Below are 20,799 nucleotides of genomic sequence, written 5' to 3'. Positions count from 1 at the left end.
TTACGAAAAGCTCAAAACCCTATACAAGGATTCCTTCAAACGCGATCTTGAAGCCGATCTTCTGCCACCCCTTCCCACCGGCCTCCCCTCCTGGGTCAGCGAAATCAAAACAGTGGAGGATTATTTGGCGAGGGTGCCGGTTTCCTCTCGACAGGCCGTTATTGATGCGTTCATGTCAGGCACAATTGAGCTAAAGGTATTTTCCGAGGATATTCTTTTGATAAGACATATTAATCAGGATGGATTTTTGAAAAGCTATTGGTACGCTGATAAAATTTTATGTCCCAATTGTGCAAGAAAGGAATTAGCTTTACCTGTCAGCAATTCAGCGTCTTACATTTCAAAAGTACGTATTCGAAAAGGAACCCCACTTCTTTATGGCAAAGTAGCGTCGCAAGTAAGCACTAACGGTTTTGGCCTATACGCCACTGGTGGTGGAGAGCAGTATTATTTTCTTAAGGAGTTCTACGTAGATGATAATATAATGAAGGTGATTGAAGGACCGATACCAAACTCGATACAAAATTGATTGAAATGAATTTCGTAGTAGAAATAGAACACGAAGTTGGAATGGGTGGTCTCCAAATTGGAAGCCTCTATTATTTTAAAGAAGGTCATCAAGTCAAGGTGCCGGGCTTGTATAGCCATAAGTCTATTACCAATACTAATGGGAGTTCAGCTGCATTTATTTATATAGAGCCGCACAACGTTTATCGCCTTGCGATACTTGATTTTCGGTTGGCAGAAGTCAAGATTTATGTGTTAGATGATTTTTTTACTGATTTCCTCTCGTATGAGGAGGATACTATTCTCGGCCTCACGAGGGCATATGATGAAAACCTGAAAGATGTATCTAAAAAGCGCTTAATAAATATCAAGAGTGCTCAACCTATTTTGACCATCACTATATAAGTCATTTGCATTTGTTTCATTGCAACAATTTTCTTCATCGTGCTCTTCTCTCACCCCTCACCCCTGTTAACGCGGGGGGTGCTGAGCGCAAGTGAGCGTCCAAAGGCTACAATTAGCGGAAAATCAAGTAATTGTAACATTGCCCAAGAAACAAGAGATAAATATTAAATTTGCGTAAACACATACACATGAAACGCCTTGTTTTATTTTTCCCACTGCTTATTCTGATTGCATCCTGTGCCAAAGATCCCGGTTCAGGAGGAAATTCAAGCATAACAGGAAAAGTAAAAGTCCGGCAGTTCAACGGAAGTTTTACCCTGCTAACGGGGGTATATTACGGACCGGATGAAGAAGTGTATCTGATCTATGGCGACGATTCCACGTCGGCATACGATGAGCGCACCCGTACAGCACCGGGCGGCAATTATGAGTTTTCCTATCTGCGTCCAGGAAAATACTGGGTGTATGCATACGCAGAAGATTCAACCTTGGCATCCACAAAGCCCATTGCCATTTTCAAGCAGGTGGAGATCACGGACAAGAAGCAGGAAGTGACGGCGGATGACATTATCATCCAGAAGTAGATCAGGCTTCAATTTCCCCTTTCAGGTAGAGAACCGCTTTACCAGCTATCTCCACACGGTTTCCCAGCGTTCTGCAATGGAGAGATCCGCGTCTTTTGGAGAGTTGCAGCGCGTTGAGCTCCGTTTTATTAAGCTTTTTTGACCAGTATTGCGTGAGGGTGGTGTGGGAAGATCCGGTCACAGGATCCTCATCTACCCCGCAGGCCGGGGCAAAAAAGCGGGAAACAAAATCAATGGAATCCGTTCCGCGGGTAGTAATGATAACCCCGCGCGTTTCCACTTCCGAGAGCAGGCGCATATCAGGTTTCATTTCTTCTATATCGGAGAGGGAGGCATACACCAGCATATAATCGGATTTACCCCTCCATACTTCCTTTGGAAGTTTTCCCATGGCGTCAATAAGTTTTTTAGGAGCAGGTACTTCACGCAGTGAATCAGAGGGGAAGTTCATAAGGAGGAGTTCCCCTTCGCGTTTTACTTCAAGAGGCCCCGAACGGGAGTGGAAGGTAATCAGGGAGCCGTCGGGTTCATAATAATTAAAGATCACAAAGGCAGCGGCGAGGGTAGCGTGGCCGCAGAGGTCTACTTCCACCGCCGGGGTAAACCAGCGGATATGATACTTATCCTCTTCCTTTACGAAGAATGCTGTTTCAGACAGATTATTTTCCAGTGCAATATTCTGGAGTTTATCGTAGGTCATCCAGCGTTCCAGGGGAACAATGGCGGCGGGGTTTCCATGAAACAGCTGGTCGGTGAAAGCATCCACCTGGAAGATTTTATACAGCATAGGGGGCAGAGGATGGGTATGCCGTACAAGGTACGAAGTTTACAAAGAAAAAAACGTGTTACATCTTGCGTACCCATTCATGAAATTTCACCAGTTCAGGAGTAAAAGGCTGCCATGACCAGTTTTGTTTCTTTTCACCCAGCAGCTGGAGGGAGCGCAGGGTGGTTTTACGAAGGCGCGAGGGCCGGAAACCGGTTTTGCCAAGATTGATTAGGAGTTTGATGACCAGGGTAGTTCGTTCCGGAAGCGGTTCTTTTTTTCTCAGGCGGAGAAATTGTCGCTCGAGCACGCCCACTTTGGAGATGGCAGCCGGAATTTCCCCGGTTTCCACCAGGCAGAGGATCTGCATAATTCGCAGCCAGATGGCGTAACCCATCTTATCCTGCTGAAAATCGAATTGTTGAGAAAAGTGTTTTAAGGCTTCCTTGTAATCTTTTTTGACAAACTCCAAGCATGCGGCATGGTAGCGGTATTTACTCAGCCGGAACATTCCATGCGATTCCGGCGCTTTCAGACAAATCTCCAAATGCCGCGCAGCGGAGGGGAGGTTCTCGCTGTAAAACTCATTGAGGAAAGCAAGGTCATGGCATAAAAGATAGTTGTCCTTTTTTGGATCGGATAATTTTAGGGCTTTCCCCAGGTATTTTTTTGCTCCTGTGGTGTCCCCTGCATAAATATGTATTTGCGAAACGTTGGAATAAATGTTGAGCAACTTATGGGGATGGTGATTCACTTTGCTCGTATGATAGAGATATAGTTGCCTGCTTGCAGCACGAAGGGAAATGTGGTATTTTTTAGAGACAATACCCATCTCAATGATGAGGTATTGTAGTAAAAAGTCATCCAGTAAGTGTAATTTTCCGCACACTTTCCGCAATTCATTAATCTCATCAAGTCTGCTTTGGAGGAATGACCTTGTTTGAAGGTGACGCAATGGGTCTTGAAGTTTGGGTGTGAGTATAAGATTAAAGTAGGTTTTTTCAATCTTGTCTGATAGTTCGGACATTAATTGGCGTTGTTATACTTCTTTACACTAAATTCCTCTGAAAGCCCCGAAAACAGGGCGTTTCACTAAAAATTGGGTAAATTATTTTGTTTGTTTCATCTTCAGGAGTGCCTGAAGATTGCCATTGAGCTCCTCCTCTGAAAGCCTAGTGCCACGTGCCTTCTGAGGTTCCTTCTGTTTAATAACAGCGGTTTTTTTTCGGGGCTTTTTCATGATCGGATAAAAGTCTTTTATAAAAATGGCTTACCAAGAGGGGTGTTTAAAAGTTTTGAAAACTGTCAATAGTTTAAAACTTACAAGACTTTTTATCTAATTAAATTTGCTATCGAGTCTAGAAAAAAGTCAGGGAATCAATATTGTTCAGGTACCGATTACCCCCGACCTTTTCTTCTCAGTGAGAGAGAGTGGTTAACAAATCCCGCCTACCTACCAAGTAGGAAGAAGGGCGTTGGCCATTCCTCTCATTACAAACGAGGGTCCTTCAATTGGAAAGGAGACAACCAAACCGCGGAAGGTTTCAGGCGTAAGCCTGCGAAGGTTGCAATGGAGGTTCGAATCCTCCCCCTTGTTCAATAACAGAGTAAAGTTATAACTATTAAAACTTACAGAAAATGGACTACAAGGAATTCATCTATGATTTGACCAAACAAGAGGATGAACTTTTATTACAAGAGAAAGAGATCCAAGAAGTTTTGGCACATATACAAGCCGTAAAGGCTTATTATCAGCAACTTAGGGAGAAGGAAGCAAAATCTCTTATAAAAAACGGATCTCCGACAACTTCTTTACCAAAGAAAAATGTCTTTCCGGCGACCTATCATAAGAACTTGACCCAAAGGCAAAAAACCTATATCGCCCTAAAGATGATCATAAGTGGCGATACCAACGCTATGGCCTCTGCTTATCACCGGATGGAGCCATCGACTTCTGTTGAAGTAGCGAAGGGTATTGTGACCTTCCATGCCTCGTCTTTAGCAAAAGACGGATTCGTCGGCGCAAAAAAGGAAGGGTACAAGAATCTCTATTTCATCAAAGTCGAAAAGAACCAATTGGCCACTAATACTAACTGACGCATAGGCTATGGAAGAACTTGACGCAATTGCTTTAGCTGAAGAACAAAAGCCTAAACTCATTGGCCAACGATACTTCAATAAAAAAACCGGACTCCAGTATAAGGTTAGCGATGTATACGTTAATGGACATGGGGAGAAGGGGCATGAAGTCTATGTTGATTTTGAACCTAGCCTAGTTGATCCTAAGAAGAAAGCCAAGTCTTCGGCTACGGCTGATTGGGCGCAATTCCTAATCAATTGGAGAGAGGTAAAGCAGGATAGTCTATAAATACGGAATCCCAGTGTTTTCGTTCACTGGGATTCATCTAGTACGGCTCGTTTTCACGAAGTAAGTTTACCATTCTCAAAGGTGGGGATTACGCTTCCCACTCTTAATCGGTTGATTCAGTGCCTTTTTACAGACTCCAAATCAGGATGATGATTACAACTCCGAGCACTGATAGCTCCCGAATCATCCCCTCGGTTATTTCAAACCTCATTCAAATAGAATAGATTAAGTTAATAATGTACTGTAACGGATACCGTCGTACCCGCTTACATATAGACCCATAACTACTCCCTAAAGTTGCACTTTTAGTATGAGTGGAATCTTTTTCTAATATTCTAAGAAGTTGCATTGTTCCGGATTCAGAGCGCTTTCCTCCTCCATTTAGGAGTTGTTTAAGTTTTCTTGTTTCCGTTGGTCGTAATGACTGAATAAGGTCGACTAGATCTTGCATTTATTCTATTGGTGAATTACGAATAAATTTTGTTAGACAATCGTTAAATCTTGTGGTTTTCTTTTGGAAACCGTGCGAAAGAACAGTTCACTCAGGGATATTACCTCATGATCTAGAGGAGACCAGGCCAATTGGGGAATCGACGAATTGAGTTTGTGTCGTAATTCAATGAATTCTTTATCGCTAAATAAATTTATATTGTATCCATGCTTGCTCCATTTTGCAAGTAATTCTATGAGGTAAAATAATCGAACATTTTGATTTTTTCCACAATATTCTGAACGTTTCCTCATTAGCATAGTGAGTATGGAGTCAGCCCCTTCGGTTTTTCCTAACAATCCAAGAGTATAAACAGCAAATAATCTTTGATAAATTCCATAGCCATATTTGTCTTGATCTAAGTGTGTGTTAATCAAAGCAATTTTGGAAGCATGACGAAGTTTGTTCTCTTTAATTAGTATTATAAGTTTTAGAAATTCCAACTGAGCAAGGAGGGCGTCACTTTTAATATTGTAGGCAATTTGCTTAGCGCGTGTTAGTAGTTGTTCTGCCTTCATCAAATTATCTTGGTAAATATTAAGTTTGATAAGAACAATAGTATAGATAACAGTATTTGTTGCGTGCGCTAACGTGTGCTCTAGAGCTTTTTCGGCTTGCAAAGAAGCTGTCGAGTAGTTTTTAAGTTTAGCATTAAAGAAGGCCGCATTGATGAAAGCGCTGCCTAAACGTTGTGATTTCATAACACTTGGATGAGAAACTACATGATTGCATATGGCTTCGCTCGTTTCTCTGCCAGCTTCAAAATTGCGATTTACTTCATGATATTCCATTTCTAGCATTAATACAAAATATAGCGCTAGTGGAGATTTAGTGTATTCTATGTCCTTTCTAAGCTCATTAATGCTGTTTCTTAGTTGTTTAGAGTTTTCTTTCTCAGAAGAATTAGTGTGACGTATTTGTTTCAGGAGTATAAAGTGGTGATATGAATCATTCGCTTTATTTACAAGTTTATAGTAGGTGTGGATTTTCTCAATTTCGGAATTAATGAGAGCAAATTCATCGACTGATTTAATATACGCTAGATTATATTTTTTAAGATGTAGGCATTCAAGAAGCAACCCATAATGTTCATTCTTTTTTGTTTTGTTTTCCACTTCTGTAAGAAGATTAAAGATTAACTGAGTATTACCTCTTAGTCGTAAAAGAATGCGGATTGCATAGAGTTGTCTAATTGATTCCATCATTTCTAAATCAATCCTGTCAAAGCTGCTTACACGTGTGGTGGCTTCCTCTTGCAAAAGAACTTGTAAGATTTTGTTTTTTAATCTATGTTTCAGAACACGATATTCGGAATGAATTCCGTCTTTGTAAAGCTTAGCGGAATAGAACTTGTCGTTTTGTTGTCCATAACGTCGTATTAGGTCGAATAATTGAAGGTATTTCGAGCGGCCAGAGCTCCGGGAAGTGTTAGATGGTAATTGATTACGTACGTAAGAAATTAAGCCTTCTGGTAGGATTTCTATAATGCTTGCCAGCTCATTCATATGATGTAACAGTTAAACTATATAAATACTTGAAATACAGAATTATAGAATATTATGATGATGAATATGACGTAACAAATATACGTCTTTCTGCTTGGTATCAAAACGCTAAGTGGCTTGATTTGAGAAAAAATTCAAACATGAAAAGCAAGTTGATACTTATTGGTGCGTTCCTGGTGGGAACGTTACTTTTTACATCTGCCAAGTCAAACACCTCCTCGGCGGTCATTGTGACTAATAGAGATTGCATTTCGTACTTGACTAACAATGGCTATACGAATGTCGTTGTACTTCAAGTGTATCAGGACGGATCCAGACTTTGTGATACATCGAACCCTTATCACACAACAGTTTTGGTTGGCGGCGATCAGATTATCGGGCATGTAGATGATGGAATGAATTAAATACTAACCCCTATGAAAATCCTCATGCTTGGATCAGATGAGATCCGGCTCAATGAGTACCGGTACGACATCTGCCGTTCGCTGCTCTTTGGGGATGATATAGAGGTTGAGACCACCAGGGAGGGGGCGGTGCGGAACTTTATAGGTTCTCATCGCCCCGATCTCGTAATTCTTGACGCAAATACCCGCTCCGCCTCCGTAATGCATTTCCTGGAATGGCTCAAAAACCTTCCGTTCCGCAAAACCCTCGGACTTAAAGTGGTGATCCTCAAAAAGGGAAATACTCCCAGCCGCGCTGAAATGGAAGTTGAGGAATTGCCCCTCTTTAAAGGTAGTATCTCCCACCCCCTTAATGTGAGGGAACTGAAATCTCTTACCTATAATTTCCAGCTCAATTGAATGAAACGCGAGGTTATTACAGATATCATACTGGTCCTCATAGGGATTACACTCTGTATCGTGCTTTACATGTTAAGCTGACGATTGTTGTAACATTAGTTAGGATGCCTTAAATGAAACAAAAAACCGATTTATATCGTAAACCCTGCAAACGGCCACAGGTGCCCATGCTTACCAGTGTGGTCATTATGGCCTGGAGTGTGTTATTGATGTTGGTAGTTCTTTCATTATGAAGCAACATGCATCGCATCTGATCCTGGTCGCAGAACCGGATGCCCGCGAGGCCTCCCGTCTGATAGAAATGATGCGTGCATCCCAACCTCATTGTCTTATCAAACACCTTAGGAACGGCATCGAGTTGTCTGAATTCTTCATGGGCTCGGATCTCTCTCATGTTTGTCTCCTTCTTCTGAATCTTGCATTGCCTAAATGCCAGATCTGCGAACTGATCCGCTCAGGACGCTCTGCCCTGCCAAATGGTACGCCGGTGATCGGTTATGCCCCGGCTCCTATAGAAATTTCCCACCCTGCATTGCTCACCGCAGGTGTGAGCAAGGTATTGGAGTCTCCCATTCAGAAGGAAACGCTGTATGACGCATTGGGAATTCGTTGCCACACCGTAAAATGAAGCAGGGATGAAGGGGAAGCATTTTCTTGTATTTTTTACGGACCCGGCACTGCCGGAACAGATCGTTCCCATTTTAAGGGAATCGTTCCATGGATATGAAATAATGGTAGCGGATTCTCTGGTAGGGTTCCGCCAAGCTCTTGAGGAACAGGAGCCGGCACTGGTGATTTCCCAGTACCAGAGGGGAGAATTTTCGGGCAAACTGATTCTTCAGATGAGTCTTTTTTTCTGCCCGGAAACACCGGTTATTTTCATCGTGAATAAAAACGGAGAGGGCGACGCCGCAGAAATCTTACGTGAAGGGGCTACGGATTATATCCTGTCGGATCACCTGGCTAAAATTCCTTTTATCATCCGCCGGGTGCTGGCCGAGGCCGCAAGCAGGAGGTCCAGGAACGAAGCCTTGGAAGAACTAAGAAGGGAAAAACAAATATTGAAAGAAGTTACCTCCTCCATTCCCGGACTCGTGTACCGTTATCTCCGGAACCCGCAGGGTAAGGTGCGGTACGACTTTATTTCTGACAATGCACATTTTATCTGGGGATTCGCACCGGAGGAGCTGCTCAGAGATCATACCCTTCTCTTTTCCCGCATCCACCGCGACGACCTCCCCGTTCTTCTCGAAACCTACAGGAAAGCAGATGTAGAAGGGAGGTTTCTTTGCCACCGATTCAGGGTGCGGTGGATAGATGGCTCAGAAAAGTGGCTGCGGGATGATTCCACCTTTCATATAGACACGGATGGGCATACGGTCAGGGTCGGCAGCATCATGGATGTTACCGCCAGCACGGAAGCGGAGATACGGATACGGAATTTTTCCAAACACCTCAACAAAGTGGTGGAAGAGGAAAGGGCCCGGCTGGCACGCGAAATCCATGATGAACTGGGGCAGCAGGTAACCGGGTTACGGCTTTCGCTCTTCTCACTCAGGAACCACCTGCCGGCGACGGCCTCCGCAGCGCTTGATACCGTGCAGGAACTGATCGGGGAAACGGACCGGATGATGCAAAGTGTAAGAAAGGTGGCTACTGACCTCCGGCCCGGTGTGCTGGATACACTCGGATTGTCTGCCTCCATCGGCTGGCTGGCCGAAGAATTCCGGAGGAAAACCGGTATTCCCATCAAATATGAAACGAATATGAAGGATGCGAAGGTGGATAAGAGAATTTCCATTGAACTTTTCCGGATTTGCCAGGAAGCCATGAATAATGCGGTTAAACATTCAGACTGCACGGCAATGGAACTTATTTTATTCAGAGAAGAGAATGATCTTTCACTCGTGATCGGCGATAATGGGAGGGGATTCACACCGGGTGTTTTGCAAAACGAATTCAGCACCGGACTGATGGGCATGAAAGAGCGGGCTTCCGGGATAGACGGAGAGTTTAATGTGGAGTCTGCTCCGGGTGAAGGTACTCTGCTTATTGTTAAGGTTCCATTAATACAGGCGGCATGAAGAAAGTGTTGATATGTGATGATCATTCTGCGATCCGCAGGGGTCTTAAACTATTGCTAACCGATGAGCTGGGTGATATTACCATCAGGGAGGCGGAGGATTCTGCTGAAGCGCTCCGCCTTTTTCAAAATGGGAAATGGAATCTTATCATCCTGGATGTAAATATGCCGGGCCGGGGAGGTATGGAGGTACTGTCTGAGATCAGACGTGAAGATAAAAATGTACCTGTCCTTATGTACAGTATGCACCCCGAGGAACTGGTGGCCGTGAAATCACTTCGGCAGGGCGCTTCGGGATATGTTTCTAAATCGGCCTCTGAAAAGGAACTGATGAACGCGATCCGGACCCTCCTGGGCGGAAGAAAATACATAACGGCAGAGCTGGCGGAAAAGCTGGTGGAGATGCTCGAAAACCCCGAGGAAATAGCGCCGCACGAAGGACTGAGTCCCCGCGAACTGGAAACCATGATGCAGCTGGCCAAAGGCTGCAGCCTTTCGGAAATTGCAGAAAACCTGTCACTCAGCGTTTCCACTATCAGCACCTTCAAAGCCAGGGTGATGGAGAAAACAGGACTCAAGACGATTGCGGACATGACCCATTACGCGGTGGATCATAAACTGATCTGATTGTAGTAATTTTACTACAAGAGGGAGGGGAAATTACTACATGATTTTTGTGGGTTTACTATTTTATACGGGAACGGGATGTTGTTGCTTTGTGTTGTCAAACACATCGTAAACCTAAAAACAACATACCATGAAAACGCTTCTCCTTACTGCACTCATCCTTATCGGAACTGTAACCTCCCAGGCCGGCGACAATGCCATAAATAATGCCGGATGCCTGGAAGTATCCCTTCACATCACTTACGGCAAAAAAACCCCCAAGGGTACGAAAGTGGAAGTCTATGATGGAAGAACCTGCGTGTACTCGTCCGAGAAGCCCGAGTACTTCTATTTTTTCCGGTTCTGGCTGCAGCGCGATAAGGACTATACCATTGTTGTAAGCAGCGAGGGTTTCCATGTCCGTAAATTCAGTGTGAGTACATGGATGCCTGCTTCTGTAAGTCAGAAAATGGCCTACCAGCTCCTGAAACAGGTGGAGCTTGTTCCCGATGTGGTTACCTACGACCCGCAGTCGGTTTCCATGCCTGATGAAAAGATCGCCTTCAACGAAGCATCACGCCTCTTTTCTCACGATATGGATTATGCGGCTTTTGTTCGCATGGCTCAACTCAATTTTGTTGCCCAGGCTGAACCCACCGTTCCGGTTACTACTGCTGTTAAATAATCTGGTTTATTCACGCACTATGGGGATGGTGCGTTCTCCGTCCGGTGTCAGGAGCCGGATGAAGTACAGGCCTGCGGCGCTATTCCGCAGGTCTGCTTTTATTTTCACTCCCACCCACTCCAGCTGATTCGCACTGAGGGTTCTTCCCAGTACATCAGTGATCATACAGGCGTTTACTTCCAGTCCCTGAGGCAGAATGATTTCCCACATTCCGGCATCAATGGATTTTATGATAAATCCGGACGCCCCGATTTCGCCGGTTCCTATATTGGCCGGCAATACAATAACTGTGGCCGTACTGCTGCTGCTGCAGAGAACGGTATTTACAGTAAGACTAACGGTGTACACGCCCGCCTGGGTGTAGGTGTGAACGGGATTCAGCTGAACGGTGTTTTGATATCCGTCGCCGAAGTCCCAGATGAAGGAACTAAAACCGGAGGAGTAATTGGAAAATACAGCCTGTGCATTTCCAAGTATGAGTGTGTCGGAAGCAATGCTGAACACAGAGGCAACGGTGCCGTTACTGTTCAGGGTAAAGGAAAAGCTCTGTGTGCATCCGTTGGCATCGGTGACAGTAAGGGTATAATTTCCGGCTGCCAGGTTCTGAATGCTCTGGCTGCTTTGTGCATTCGACCAGAGGAAAGTATATGGCGCTGTTCCTCCCAGCGTCTGCAGAATCTGTATGCTTCCGTCACCGGTTCCGCTGCAGCTTTCATGCGTAACCTGGCTAAGTATATTCATTGCCAGGGGACCTTCTACCTGTATTGTATCACTCAGAAAACCGCAGATACCGGAATTGCCATTGATCTCCACCGTGTAAATACCGGCGCCGATATTCTGAAGTGTATCCGGTCCGCTTATGGCGTTCACCTGACGCAGCACAATGTTATTCCCATCCTTCCATGTATAATCCCAGGGGCCGCTTCCCAGGCCTTCTGCAACGGCCATTCCGTTTGTTCCGCCCGGGCAGTTTACATGTATGCGTTCTTTGCGGATGGGCGGCCCGATGTGTAAAATGAAACGGGGAACCGTCATGGTATCATACATCGTGGTGGTGTAACCGATTGTGCTTCTCAGGTCCGTCATGGTGCCTGTAAGAAGGTCTTCCAGAATTACGCACATACTGTTGGGAAGATTCCATGTGCTGTCTCTGCGCAGGGTGTACGTGCCGCTGTAGCCCCAGCCGATATAGGTTCCCAGCGGCAGGCTGATCTGCTGGGTGGGAACAGGCAGGGCGTTAATTCCGTACTCCAGTCCGCCCCGGTTCGTGCATAGCTGCGGAACATCATAACTCAGGCTCCAGAATTTATGGGCATCATACGAAGCATCAAAGGTATCCGTAGCAGAGGGCGTAAAGCGTATCGCGGTTTCATCGTAGTAATTATTACCGCTTAATGTCAGGCGAAGTATGTTGTTGTAAGTGGTGGTGAATTGCTGGGAACTGATTTTAATAAAATCTGTATCCGTAGCAGACTTACAGTTTTCGGAGACAATAAGTTGCGGATTCGCCGCGTTGGCATGAACCCAAAATCCCTGCGAGCTGGGAATGATATTGCTTCCTCCGTTGATGGGAACGCCTCCTGAATACTGGGCATAGGTTTGAGTGTTCGGATTCCATATGGAAATTTCATTATCCACATTCGTGAGGCTCCAGTTGGGTGAATCCCAGTCAATGGAGGAGGGATAGGGATTCGCTATGTGATTCCATCCGTCGTAATCATTAATGTCAGTAAGTGTAAAGGTCAGGGGGAAACTGTGATTGAATTTTCCGGGAGGCCCTGTAATATCTACTGTGAGCGGGGTGGGTCCCATGTATACCCAGTAGCCTTTGCCGTTAACCACCGGGTTGGTAATATTTGTGGCGGCCACAAAACCACTGTCCTTATGGCCGGGCACCGTTTCGTCATAGGTCCACACACTGGGCACCGGGTCATTCGGATACTGAGATCCGGGGAACCCGGCCATGATGAAATCATCTGACCATTCTGCCAGGGTATGCGTGCCGGTAACTGCCGAGGCAATAAAACGCCAGTCGTTTGGTGCATTCGGCACATAGCGTTGCATAATGATATTTCCCACGATATCCCCTCCGGTAATAGTGCCGATACGGGCGGTGCGTGCGGCTGTTGAGAGCAGGGTGAAGTTAAATCCGGTGGTGGTAAAAGTGCCGTTGTTCAGCAGCAGGGTGCCTTCCAGTTTCTGGGATTGGGAGAGCGCAGCTCCGGCGCCGTTGCTGATGGTAAGGTTCCGGAAAGTGGTTTGTGTGCTACCACCCAGGATGGAGGCAGTGGTTCCATTCATTTCTACCGTTCCGCCCCGCGCCATAAAGGTGCCGTTGTTTATCCAGCTGCCCTTCACAAAGAGGGAGTGGTTGGATGCACTCACATCCAGCGTACAACCGCTGCCGATAATCAGGTCGCGTCCGGTGCTGACAGCACAATTCAGCACTTTCAAAGCGCCTCCGCTGAACTGAAGCTGGTCGAAGGTTTCCCCGGATGCGTTGATGATAAGCTGGGTGCCGGAAGTTCCATTGAAAAATACAGTGTCGGTACCGGGGGTAAAAGTTCCGGCATCACTCCAGTTCCCACCAAGAGAAATATTGCGGCTGTTGGCGTTTAAAATTCCAGCAGCAATGTTCACATTCTGGATAACGGTGAGCGCGTTGGTGATCAGCACCGCCGAAGCGTTAGCGGAGTTCACAAGCAGATTACCGACAGGAAAACTGCTGTTGATATAAATAGTTTGCGAAAGAGGAGTAGTGCTGTTCCCAATCTGTAGTGTACCGCCCGTTACAGATCCGCCGGAAGATCCTGTATTCACAAACCCCAGATTCGCCGAACCGGTTCCGCCTTCCCTCGGAATCAGAATGGTTCCGCCCGACATCTGGAAATTACTTCCCACCCCGGTGATCTGGAACGGAGCATCTATGTTCGAGGTAGAACTTACCGATGGGAGGGTGAGTGTGCCGCCCGACATATTGAAATTGGCGATATTATTGATGCCGCTCGTAAAATACCTCCCGGCAACATTTACATTGCCGTTCTCGATCTGAACGCTTCCCCCAACCACCATCAGGTTTTCATTGGCGCCGTCACCGATATTCAGCATTCCGTTACTTATCCGGATGGCGCCAAGTAATCCCAGTGTATTGAGGGCATTGGCTGTTACCGTAGATGAATTCATCCAGAATTTACCATTGGTGTAAACCGTGTCGGTACCACCGTTCGCCCAGGGAACCATTGTGACAGAGGAGGGGATGGAAACTTTCAGCGTGCCGTTCTTCAGAGAAAGAAAACCATTGATCGCGCTGAAACTGCTGCAGGTCATTTCCATGATGTTTGCCATGGAAGTTCCCATATTTACAATGATGCGGTTATAATCATTTACCGTTCCGCTTCCGCTGAATGTAAGTGTTCCTGTACCGATGAGGTGGAGATCACATTTGCTGTTGGCATCACGGTTCAGGTCAATGGTTCCGTTGTTGGTGAGGTTGCCTTGTAACAACATGCGATGCGTAGTATTCGAAGCGGAATTGATGATCAGAGAGGCGCCGGAATTCACCGTGAGATTTCCGTTTACTTCCATCACGCGTACCGTATTATTATTTCCGATCTGCAGTGTGCCGGAAGTTCCTTGTCCTACGGTTAGACTGTTGCAATCTACACTCTGATTAACGGTTACAGTATGTCCGTTGTTAATGATCACATCATCTCCCGGTTGCGGAATTCCCGGAGGCGACCACGTAGTTCCCTGCTGCCAGTTGCCGGTTTGTGCCGAGATCTTTATGCCTCCGGAAATGGTGGCCTGCGTACCGCTGAGCGCATTGCTCACGGCGCCTTCGGTTACGGCCATTACTTTCCAGTAATAGGTGGTGGAGGAAAGAAGGCCGCTTACTGCCGCCGATGTGGCGTTGGCCGCTGTTTGCTGCACAAAAAAGTAATCGGTGCCGTTGGTTGATTTATAGATCGCGTAACCCACTTCGTTCACTGCCCAGTTGGTCCAGTTCAGCGTCATTCCGGAAGAAGTAACGCTGCTGAATGAAAGTGCACCGGAGGGTGGGGCGGGCACAGGAGGTGTGAAAGTGATCCGTGAATTGGAAACCGGAAGGGGCGTGAGATTATTCGATTCTCCGTTGGTGAAGGTGTTGGAATTCGGACTTTGCTGGCTTTTTAATTGATTCACATTTGGGGTGTTGCTCAGCGTGGCGGCATTAATACCGCAGGTATAGCTCCAGTTGGCGGAACCGGGTGTCATGGTTCCGTAGTTCATTTCTATGATTCCGCTGGTCTCGTAAAGTTTTAACTGAAAGTTGAGCGATGGCGAGGTATTCAGGTACACCGCCATATTCACCCATTCGATGGTGAATACCCTGTTGGGGGCTGTTCCGCTGAGCAGGTAGCGGATGCTGTTACCCAGCGGATCGGTTCCGCCCTGCGCGGTGAGATCGTCGTATACGGGAGCGATGCTGTTCCATGTGCCGGAACCGTTGCCCGTGAAGGCTGAATTTATGTAACCATATGCTCCTGTACCGGTACCGTTGGCGGTGGAAGAGGAAAAATCAATGAACCCATTGGTGGAAACGCATAGTTGGGTGTAGCGGGTGCCGTTATACCAGAAATCGAAACCTATTTCTACCGGGTAGGATCGGTTATCATCCTGAGAATAAGTTGCCGTGTTCCTCCAGGCAGGGAAGGCGAAGGCCGTGGAAAAAATGGAAGAATAGCCCGTGCCGGTAGACCGTGTATTGCTGTAATTGGCTATGGATTGAGGCTGGCTGTTCAGGCAGGCGAACAACAGGAGAAAGAACGGAAGAAATCGCATGCCTTTAAATGGTGTAATTACCTGTAATACAAACATAAACAAGCGATCCTGCCCGGCCGAATTTATTAGACGGGAGAGCCTGTAAGGGAGACGAATTGTAGTAAAACAACTACAAACCATGTAGCAATAATACTACAAATCATGTAGTAAAACAACTACAAGCGATGTAGTAAGGCAGCTACAGGCATGTAGTAACACAGCTACAGACATAAAAAAACCCTTCGTTTGCAAAGAAGGGTTAACCGGGGAAGGTGTGTGCGTATTACTTTCTGCGCTTTTTTACCGGCTTGTGTGATTTTTTCGCGGGAGATTTTTTGGCCGCTTTTTTGGGGGAGTTTTTTTTCTTTTTGGGAGACTTTCCTGCTTTTGTTTTCGGTTTCTTTTTGCTCTCCAGCAGTGCCGCCATTGTTTTTCCGATTACAGCGGGAGAGTCGCATACTCTAATACCGCAGCTTCTCATGATGGCCATTTTAGCCGCAGCCGTATCATCTTTACCACCAACGATGGCTCCTGCATGGCCCATCCTTCGTCCGGCCGGTGCCGTTTGACCGGCGATAAATCCCACCACAGGTTTTTTACCATTCTTTTTGATCCACCGTGCCGCTTCCGCTTCCATTCCTCCGCCGATTTCTCCGATCATCACAATGGCGTCGGTACCGGGATCGTTCATAAAGAGTTCCACGGCTTCTTTGGTGGTGGTGCCGATGATGGGGTCGCCTCCGATACCTATAGCAGTAGAGATTCCCATTCCCGCTTTTACGATCTGATCGGCTGCCTCATAGGTTAAGGTCCCCGATTTGGAAACGATTCCGATTTTTCCCTTCTTAAAAACGAATCCGGGCATAATTCCCACTTTGGCTTCTCCGGCGGAGATCACACCGGGACAATTGGGACCGATGAGACGACAATTCTTATCCTTCAGGTATTCTTTCACCTGGATCATGTCTTTGGTGGGAATTCCCTCTGTAATACAAACGATCACTTTGATTCCCGCAGCGGCGGATTCCATGATGGCGTCGGCTGCGAATGCGGGGGGGACAAAGATGATGGAGACGTCGGCTCTGGCCTTTTCTACCGCTTCAGCTACTGTATTAAAAACCGGCTTTCCCAGGTGAGTGGAACCGCCCTTTCCGGGGGTAACGCCACCCACCACATTCGTTCCGTATTCAATCATCTGTCCTGCATGGAAGGTGCCTTCAGAACCGGTAAAGCCTTGTACAATAACCTTCGATTTTTTGTTGACCAATACGCTCATAGGGAGGATTTTAGGAGGACTAAAGTAGTAAAAAACTGGGCAGTTGGCAGTAAAAAAGTGGGCAGTAAGGGAGTTGGCAGTAAAAAAGTGGGCAGTAAGGGAGTTGGCAGTAAATAAGTTGGCAGTAAATAAGTTGGCAGTAAGGGAGTGGGCAGTAAAAAAGTGAGCAGTAAAAAAGTGGGCAGTAAAAAAGTGGGCAGTAAAAAAGTGGGCAGTAAAAAAGTGGGCAGTAAAAAAGTGAGCAGTAAAAAAGTGGGCAGTAAATAAGTGGGCAGTAAATAAGTTGGCAGTAAATAAGTTGGCAGTAGGCTGTCAGATATAGGGATTAAGGTTGGGAGGAGAATTTGGCGGGATGAGACATCATGTAGTTAAGGAGTCGTCCTATATCTTCATAATTGCCTGAAAGTTCGGAATGTACGGATTCGTTTATATATCCAAATCGGAGGGAGAGATCAAGCCAAACGATAGATTCAGCTGCTTCCGAATCAGCGTCGGTTAGTTTTGATACAAAGTGTTTTACATATCTTCTTTTTCTATACGATTCAGCGATGTTAGCACATACAGATCTGCTCGATCTCCGAATTTGGTCTGTTAGTGAATACTTTTCTTCTTTTGGAAAGCCTTGTGTTATCTGATGGATACTTACGGCCAGTTCGAAAGCTTTCTGATAGGCAACAAGGGTTCTGAAATCTTTATTTTTCATTTTTCAAATATATTCGTCCTCATGATCCGGTTTTCATAATCTTTAAAACCACTACCCACAACCCACTATTCCTCTGTTATTTATATCTTTAACTCTACATGTCGCACTACAGCCTCAAGAACGACACAATTATAGCCATTGCCACTCCTCACGGACAAGGGGCGGTAGCCATGTTGCGCTTAAGCGGCCAGGACGCCTTGTATTACTGCACGGAGGTATTCAAATTACCGGGGAAAAAGCCGGTGGATGTATCGGTTTTCTATCCCAACACGATCCATTACGGAGAAATATGGACCGGGGAGATTTTGCTGGATGAGGTGATGCTGGCTGTATATAAAGAGCCGAAGTCGTACACCGGGGAGGACGTGGTGGAAATTTTCTGTCATGGCAGTTTGTACATACAGCAGGAGTTGCTCATGCTATTCACGGAGCAAGGCGCACGATTGGCAGAGCCCGGAGAATTCACTTTTCGGGGTTTCATGAACGGGAAGTTCGACCTGAGTCAGGCTGAGGCTGTAGCCGACCTGATTGCGAGCCATTCCGCCACGTCGCACCAGGTAGCGATGTCGCAGGTGCGGGGAGGGTTTTCGCAGAAGATTTCGGTGTTGCGCGAGAACCTCGTGAATTTTGCTTCGCTGGTGGAATTGGAGTTGGATTTTTCGGAGGAGGATGTAGAATTTGCGGACCGGGGTGATTTAAAGAATCTGGTGGAGAGCATCATCCGGATCATTCAGAAGCTGGCCGACAGTTTTGAGATGGGAAATGTGATCAAGAACGGCATTCCGGTGGTGATTGTAGGAAAGCCCAATGCCGGGAAGAGTACATTATTGAACGCCCTGTTGGAGGAGGAGAAGGCGATTGTGAGTGAGTTACCCGGCACCACCAGGGATGTGATCGAAGACGAGATGATTATTGACGGGGTGGTATTCCGTTTTATGGATACGGCCGGCATACGGGAGTCGGAGGATGAGATTGAGCGGTTGGGCGTTCAGCGCACCTTTGCGCAGATGGAGCGCAGCACGATTGTGATCTACTTATTTGATGTACGGGAGGTGAAGGCAGAGGAGTTGAAACAGATCATGGAGGAGATCAATGATCACACCAAGAAGGGGCATGTGTTGTTGGTGGGAAACAAGATGGACCTTGCGGACGAGGAGCGGGTGCGGAAGGAATACGAAATGTTTCCGGGCATAGTGTTCATCAGTGCAAGGGAGAAGTCAGGGCTGGACGAATTAAAAATGCATTTAGTGAATGTGTTTGACACCAGGGCGCTGCAGGTACCGGAGACGGTGGTTACAAATGTGCGTCACGTTCAGGCTTTGAGGGCAGCGGGCGAGTCGCTGCATAAAGTGAGTGAAGGATTGAATCAGCAGCGGAGCGGAGAATTGCTTGCCTCCGACATCCGCACGGCACTTCACCAGCTCGGTCTTATCACCGGCGAAGTAAGCACGGAGGAACTACTGGATAATATTTTTGGTAAGTTCTGTATCGGGAAGTAAGTTCCTGACTTTTTGTTGACCTGACACTTCTCTTCATTGCATATCAACACTTACTGTTGATAGTATTTATCACACTACTTCCTATTCCTGCTCTACATTTGTTGCAGACCTGTTGCAGTCACCGTTTTTTCTTGTTGCAGTGCAACAGATTTTGAACTTCAAATATCATAACACTATGAGAGTAACACTTATCAAGAGGAAAACCGGTGCGAAGAATTCTCTGTATCTTGACATCTATTAATGGCATTTATATTGTAACAGCGATTATTGAGGATCAAGTTCTTTCAGCAAAAATTATTATTGAGAAATGAAGGTAGTGCCAGACATAAAAAGGAAAACCCTGTTTGCAGTTATTTTGCAGACGGGGTTTTTAGCATCCTCACTTAATGGGCAGAATTGGCAGCAGATTGGAATTGATACGTTCAATTATGGACCAACCAGATTATACGCTGACACGTTCTCTGACAATATCTATGCTAGTGGCTCTTTTACTTTTTATGGGAGTGCCCCCTTTAATAATCGTGCAAAATGGGATGGAATTAACTGGACTCCTTTAGGAACGGAGATTTCTTCATCCTCTAATTCCTTTTTGAGATGGAACAATGAAATTTATTCTTGTCCAATAGTCTGGAATAATAAATACTATGTTGCCAAATGGAACGGACTGACTTGGGATTCAATCGGACGTGCGATGGGACCGGGCTCTCTAAGTAATCTTGTTTCTTATGGTAACGATTTGATGGTGACGGGACAGTTTTCTTCCATTGATGGCGTTCCTGCAAATAGTATTGCTCTGTGGAACGGAATAGCTTGGAGTGGTCTACCGGGAAACACAATGGTTTGGAACGGTTCGGTTATTACGGCTCTGGTTTTTAACGGAGAACTTTATATTGGCGGGATGTTCACGAATAATGGTTTCAATAGAGTTGCCAAATGGAATGGCTCATCGTGGATTCAGGTAGGAAATGGATTTACAGGAGGATTTGGTGACGTCGTAGAACTCATAGAATATAATAACGAGTTATATGCTGTGGGGGCATTTACCTATCCGGGCCCGAGTAATTATATTGCTAAATGGAACGGAACATATTGGGAGGATGTTGGAGGAGGAGTGGCCGGAACGACCCCAGTTGATGGGCAAATAAAGGATGCTGTCGTATTTAATAATAAATTATTTGTCTGTGGTGACTTTATTACCGCTGGAGGAATAACCGTGAATTATTTGGCCTCATGGGACGGAACGAACTGGTGTGGATATGGAGGATTGAACAACCCTGTAAGTGCTATGACTTTAATGAACAATGAGCTATATATTAGTGGTGGTTTTTATTACCTCACACCTGATACTGTTATTTTTGTTGCAAAATGGACAGGGGGTAATTTTGTTGACACATGCGCCAACACAACCGGAATAAGCGAAATTATTTCAGAAAGCGACATCACAGTCTATCCCAACCCATCTGCTGGTGTATTTAACCTTCACGGATCTTCGGACATACGGTTGCTGGAGGTTGTTGATATGCAGGGTAGGGTGGTTATGAGTATCACGAATATCGGATCTCCTGATTATATCCTTGATCTTACAGGGCAAGCCGACGGGCTCTATTTTCTCAAAATCCATACGGATGCTGGTATTGCTTCCAGAAGGATCGTTTTAGCCCGCTGATTACATTTGTAATTGATGGATTTTTAACAAAGTTTACAAGTGGCCCTGTAAAC

18 protein-coding genes and 1 tRNA gene are annotated in these 20,799 nt (G+C 45.9%); 13 read left to right on the top strand and 6 right to left on the bottom strand.

Annotation, left to right across the window (positions count from 1 at the left end):
- The 3 genes from IT233_04520 to IT233_04510 all read left to right on the top strand — a co-directional run.
- Positions 1-529: hypothetical protein (locus IT233_04520; GenBank protein ID MCC7301887.1), on the top strand; the 529-nt coding region annotated here is incomplete at its 5' end.
- 5 nt (positions 530-534) lie between these two features.
- The gene (locus IT233_04515; GenBank protein MCC7301886.1) at positions 535-912 is read left to right on the top strand and encodes a hypothetical protein; all 378 of its coding nucleotides are present in this window, start codon (positions 535-537) and stop codon (positions 910-912) included.
- 188 nt (positions 913-1,100) lie between these two features.
- Entirely contained in the window at positions 1,101-1,496 is a 396-nt protein-coding gene (locus IT233_04510; protein ID MCC7301885.1) for a hypothetical protein, read from the top strand.
- A 1-nt stretch (position 1,497) separates the two neighbouring features.
- Here IT233_04510 and IT233_04505 read toward each other — a convergent pair whose 3' ends face one another.
- Entirely contained in the window at positions 1,498-2,283 is a 786-nt protein-coding gene (locus tag IT233_04505; GenBank protein ID MCC7301884.1) for a PhzF family phenazine biosynthesis protein, read from the bottom strand.
- Between the two features lie 58 nt (positions 2,284-2,341).
- On the bottom strand, positions 2,342-3,289 hold the full coding sequence (locus IT233_04500; protein MCC7301883.1) for a hypothetical protein: 948 nt from the start codon (positions 3,287-3,289) through the stop codon (positions 2,342-2,344).
- Between the two features lie 470 nt (positions 3,290-3,759).
- Between IT233_04500 and IT233_04495 the strand changes: the two genes are divergently transcribed.
- From IT233_04495 to IT233_04485, 3 genes are all read left to right on the top strand, one after another.
- Positions 3,760-3,859 (top strand) — tRNA-OTHER (locus IT233_04495).
- A gap of 41 nt (positions 3,860-3,900) precedes the next feature.
- A complete protein-coding gene (locus tag IT233_04490; protein ID MCC7301882.1) occupies positions 3,901-4,359 on the top strand; it encodes a hypothetical protein in 459 nt (152 codons plus the stop codon).
- A 10-nt stretch (positions 4,360-4,369) separates the two neighbouring features.
- Positions 4,370-4,630, top strand: coding sequence for a hypothetical protein (locus IT233_04485; GenBank protein MCC7301881.1), 261 nt, complete (start codon positions 4,370-4,372; stop codon positions 4,628-4,630).
- A 483-nt stretch (positions 4,631-5,113) separates the two neighbouring features.
- On the opposite strand, the gene IT233_04480 is transcribed toward IT233_04485, so the two are convergent.
- A complete protein-coding gene (locus tag IT233_04480; GenBank protein MCC7301880.1) occupies positions 5,114-6,625 on the bottom strand; it encodes a hypothetical protein in 1,512 nt (503 codons plus the stop codon).
- Positions 6,626-7,041: 416 nt separating this feature from the next.
- Here IT233_04480 and IT233_04475 point away from each other — a divergent pair, with 416 nt between their 5' ends.
- From IT233_04475 to IT233_04455, 5 genes are all read left to right on the top strand, one after another.
- The gene (locus tag IT233_04475) at positions 7,042-7,428 is read left to right on the top strand and encodes a hypothetical protein (GenBank protein ID MCC7301879.1); all 387 of its coding nucleotides are present in this window, start codon (positions 7,042-7,044) and stop codon (positions 7,426-7,428) included.
- Between the two features lie 229 nt (positions 7,429-7,657).
- A complete protein-coding gene (locus IT233_04470) occupies positions 7,658-8,056 on the top strand; it encodes a hypothetical protein (protein MCC7301878.1) in 399 nt (132 codons plus the stop codon).
- 7 nt (positions 8,057-8,063) lie between these two features.
- Positions 8,064-9,512, top strand: a complete 1,449-nt coding sequence (locus IT233_04465) for a PAS domain-containing protein (GenBank protein MCC7301877.1) — start codon at positions 8,064-8,066, stop codon at positions 9,510-9,512.
- The gene (locus IT233_04460; GenBank protein ID MCC7301876.1) at positions 9,509-10,138 is read left to right on the top strand and encodes a response regulator transcription factor; all 630 of its coding nucleotides are present in this window, start codon (positions 9,509-9,511) and stop codon (positions 10,136-10,138) included. The genes IT233_04465 and IT233_04460 overlap by 4 nt, the downstream gene beginning before the upstream one ends.
- A gap of 130 nt (positions 10,139-10,268) precedes the next feature.
- Positions 10,269-10,802 carry a hypothetical protein gene (locus IT233_04455; GenBank protein ID MCC7301875.1) on the top strand — a complete coding sequence of 178 codons (534 nt, stop codon included), beginning with the start codon at positions 10,269-10,271 and terminating at the stop codon, positions 10,800-10,802.
- A gap of 6 nt (positions 10,803-10,808) precedes the next feature.
- Here IT233_04455 and IT233_04450 read toward each other — a convergent pair whose 3' ends face one another.
- The 3 genes from IT233_04450 to IT233_04440 form a co-directional block, all read right to left on the bottom strand.
- A complete protein-coding gene (locus IT233_04450) occupies positions 10,809-15,623 on the bottom strand; it encodes a PKD domain-containing protein (GenBank protein MCC7301874.1) in 4,815 nt (1,604 codons plus the stop codon).
- 262 nt (positions 15,624-15,885) lie between these two features.
- On the bottom strand, positions 15,886-16,878 hold the full coding sequence (gene sucD / locus IT233_04445) for a succinate--CoA ligase subunit alpha (GenBank protein MCC7301873.1): 993 nt from the start codon (positions 16,876-16,878) through the stop codon (positions 15,886-15,888).
- 325 nt (positions 16,879-17,203) lie between these two features.
- Positions 17,204-17,581, bottom strand: coding sequence for a four helix bundle protein (locus IT233_04440; GenBank protein MCC7301872.1), 378 nt, complete (start codon positions 17,579-17,581; stop codon positions 17,204-17,206).
- A 98-nt stretch (positions 17,582-17,679) separates the two neighbouring features.
- On the opposite strand from IT233_04440, the gene mnmE reads away from it, so the two are divergent.
- Together mnmE and IT233_04430 are read left to right on the top strand one after the other, a co-directional pair.
- Positions 17,680-19,080: a tRNA uridine-5-carboxymethylaminomethyl(34) synthesis GTPase MnmE gene (gene mnmE / locus IT233_04435; protein ID MCC7301871.1), complete on the top strand. Its 1,401-nt coding sequence runs from the start codon at positions 17,680-17,682 to the stop codon at positions 19,078-19,080.
- Positions 19,081-19,387: 307 nt separating this feature from the next.
- Complete coding sequence (locus IT233_04430) at positions 19,388-20,746, top strand: T9SS type A sorting domain-containing protein (GenBank protein ID MCC7301870.1); 1,359 nt, start codon at positions 19,388-19,390, stop codon at positions 20,744-20,746.
- Positions 20,747-20,799 lie beyond the last annotated feature (53 nt).

Source organism: Bacteroidia bacterium (assembly GCA_020852255.1).
Lineage (GTDB): Bacteria > Bacteroidota > Bacteroidia > JADZBD01 > JADZBD01 > JADZBD01.
Note: the sequence above shows the minus strand (reverse complement) of the source record. Positions and strands in the feature narration are given on the sequence as shown.

Coding starts and splice junctions, on each gene's coding strand:
- IT233_04515 (MCC7301886.1), top strand. CDS start 535: ATGAATTTCGTAGTAGAAATAGAACACGAAGTTGGAATGGGTGGTCTC.
- IT233_04510 (MCC7301885.1), top strand. CDS start 1,101: ATGAAACGCCTTGTTTTATTTTTCCCACTGCTTATTCTGATTGCATCC.
- IT233_04505 (MCC7301884.1), bottom strand. CDS start 2,283: ATGCTGTATAAAATCTTCCAGGTGGATGCTTTCACCGACCAGCTGTTT.
- IT233_04500 (MCC7301883.1), bottom strand. CDS start 3,289: ATGTCCGAACTATCAGACAAGATTGAAAAAACCTACTTTAATCTTATA.
- IT233_04490 (MCC7301882.1), top strand. CDS start 3,901: ATGGACTACAAGGAATTCATCTATGATTTGACCAAACAAGAGGATGAA.
- IT233_04485 (MCC7301881.1), top strand. CDS start 4,370: ATGGAAGAACTTGACGCAATTGCTTTAGCTGAAGAACAAAAGCCTAAA.
- IT233_04480 (MCC7301880.1), bottom strand. CDS start 6,625: ATGAATGAGCTGGCAAGCATTATAGAAATCCTACCAGAAGGCTTAATT.
- IT233_04475 (MCC7301879.1), top strand. CDS start 7,042: ATGAAAATCCTCATGCTTGGATCAGATGAGATCCGGCTCAATGAGTAC.
- IT233_04470 (MCC7301878.1), top strand. CDS start 7,658: ATGAAGCAACATGCATCGCATCTGATCCTGGTCGCAGAACCGGATGCC.
- IT233_04465 (MCC7301877.1), top strand. CDS start 8,064: ATGAAGGGGAAGCATTTTCTTGTATTTTTTACGGACCCGGCACTGCCG.
- IT233_04460 (MCC7301876.1), top strand. CDS start 9,509: ATGAAGAAAGTGTTGATATGTGATGATCATTCTGCGATCCGCAGGGGT.
- IT233_04455 (MCC7301875.1), top strand. CDS start 10,269: ATGAAAACGCTTCTCCTTACTGCACTCATCCTTATCGGAACTGTAACC.
- IT233_04450 (MCC7301874.1), bottom strand. CDS start 15,623: ATGCGATTTCTTCCGTTCTTTCTCCTGTTGTTCGCCTGCCTGAACAGC.
- sucD (MCC7301873.1), bottom strand. CDS start 16,878: ATGAGCGTATTGGTCAACAAAAAATCGAAGGTTATTGTACAAGGCTTT.
- IT233_04440 (MCC7301872.1), bottom strand. CDS start 17,581: ATGAAAAATAAAGATTTCAGAACCCTTGTTGCCTATCAGAAAGCTTTC.
- mnmE (MCC7301871.1), top strand. CDS start 17,680: ATGTCGCACTACAGCCTCAAGAACGACACAATTATAGCCATTGCCACT.
- IT233_04430 (MCC7301870.1), top strand. CDS start 19,388: ATGAAGGTAGTGCCAGACATAAAAAGGAAAACCCTGTTTGCAGTTATT.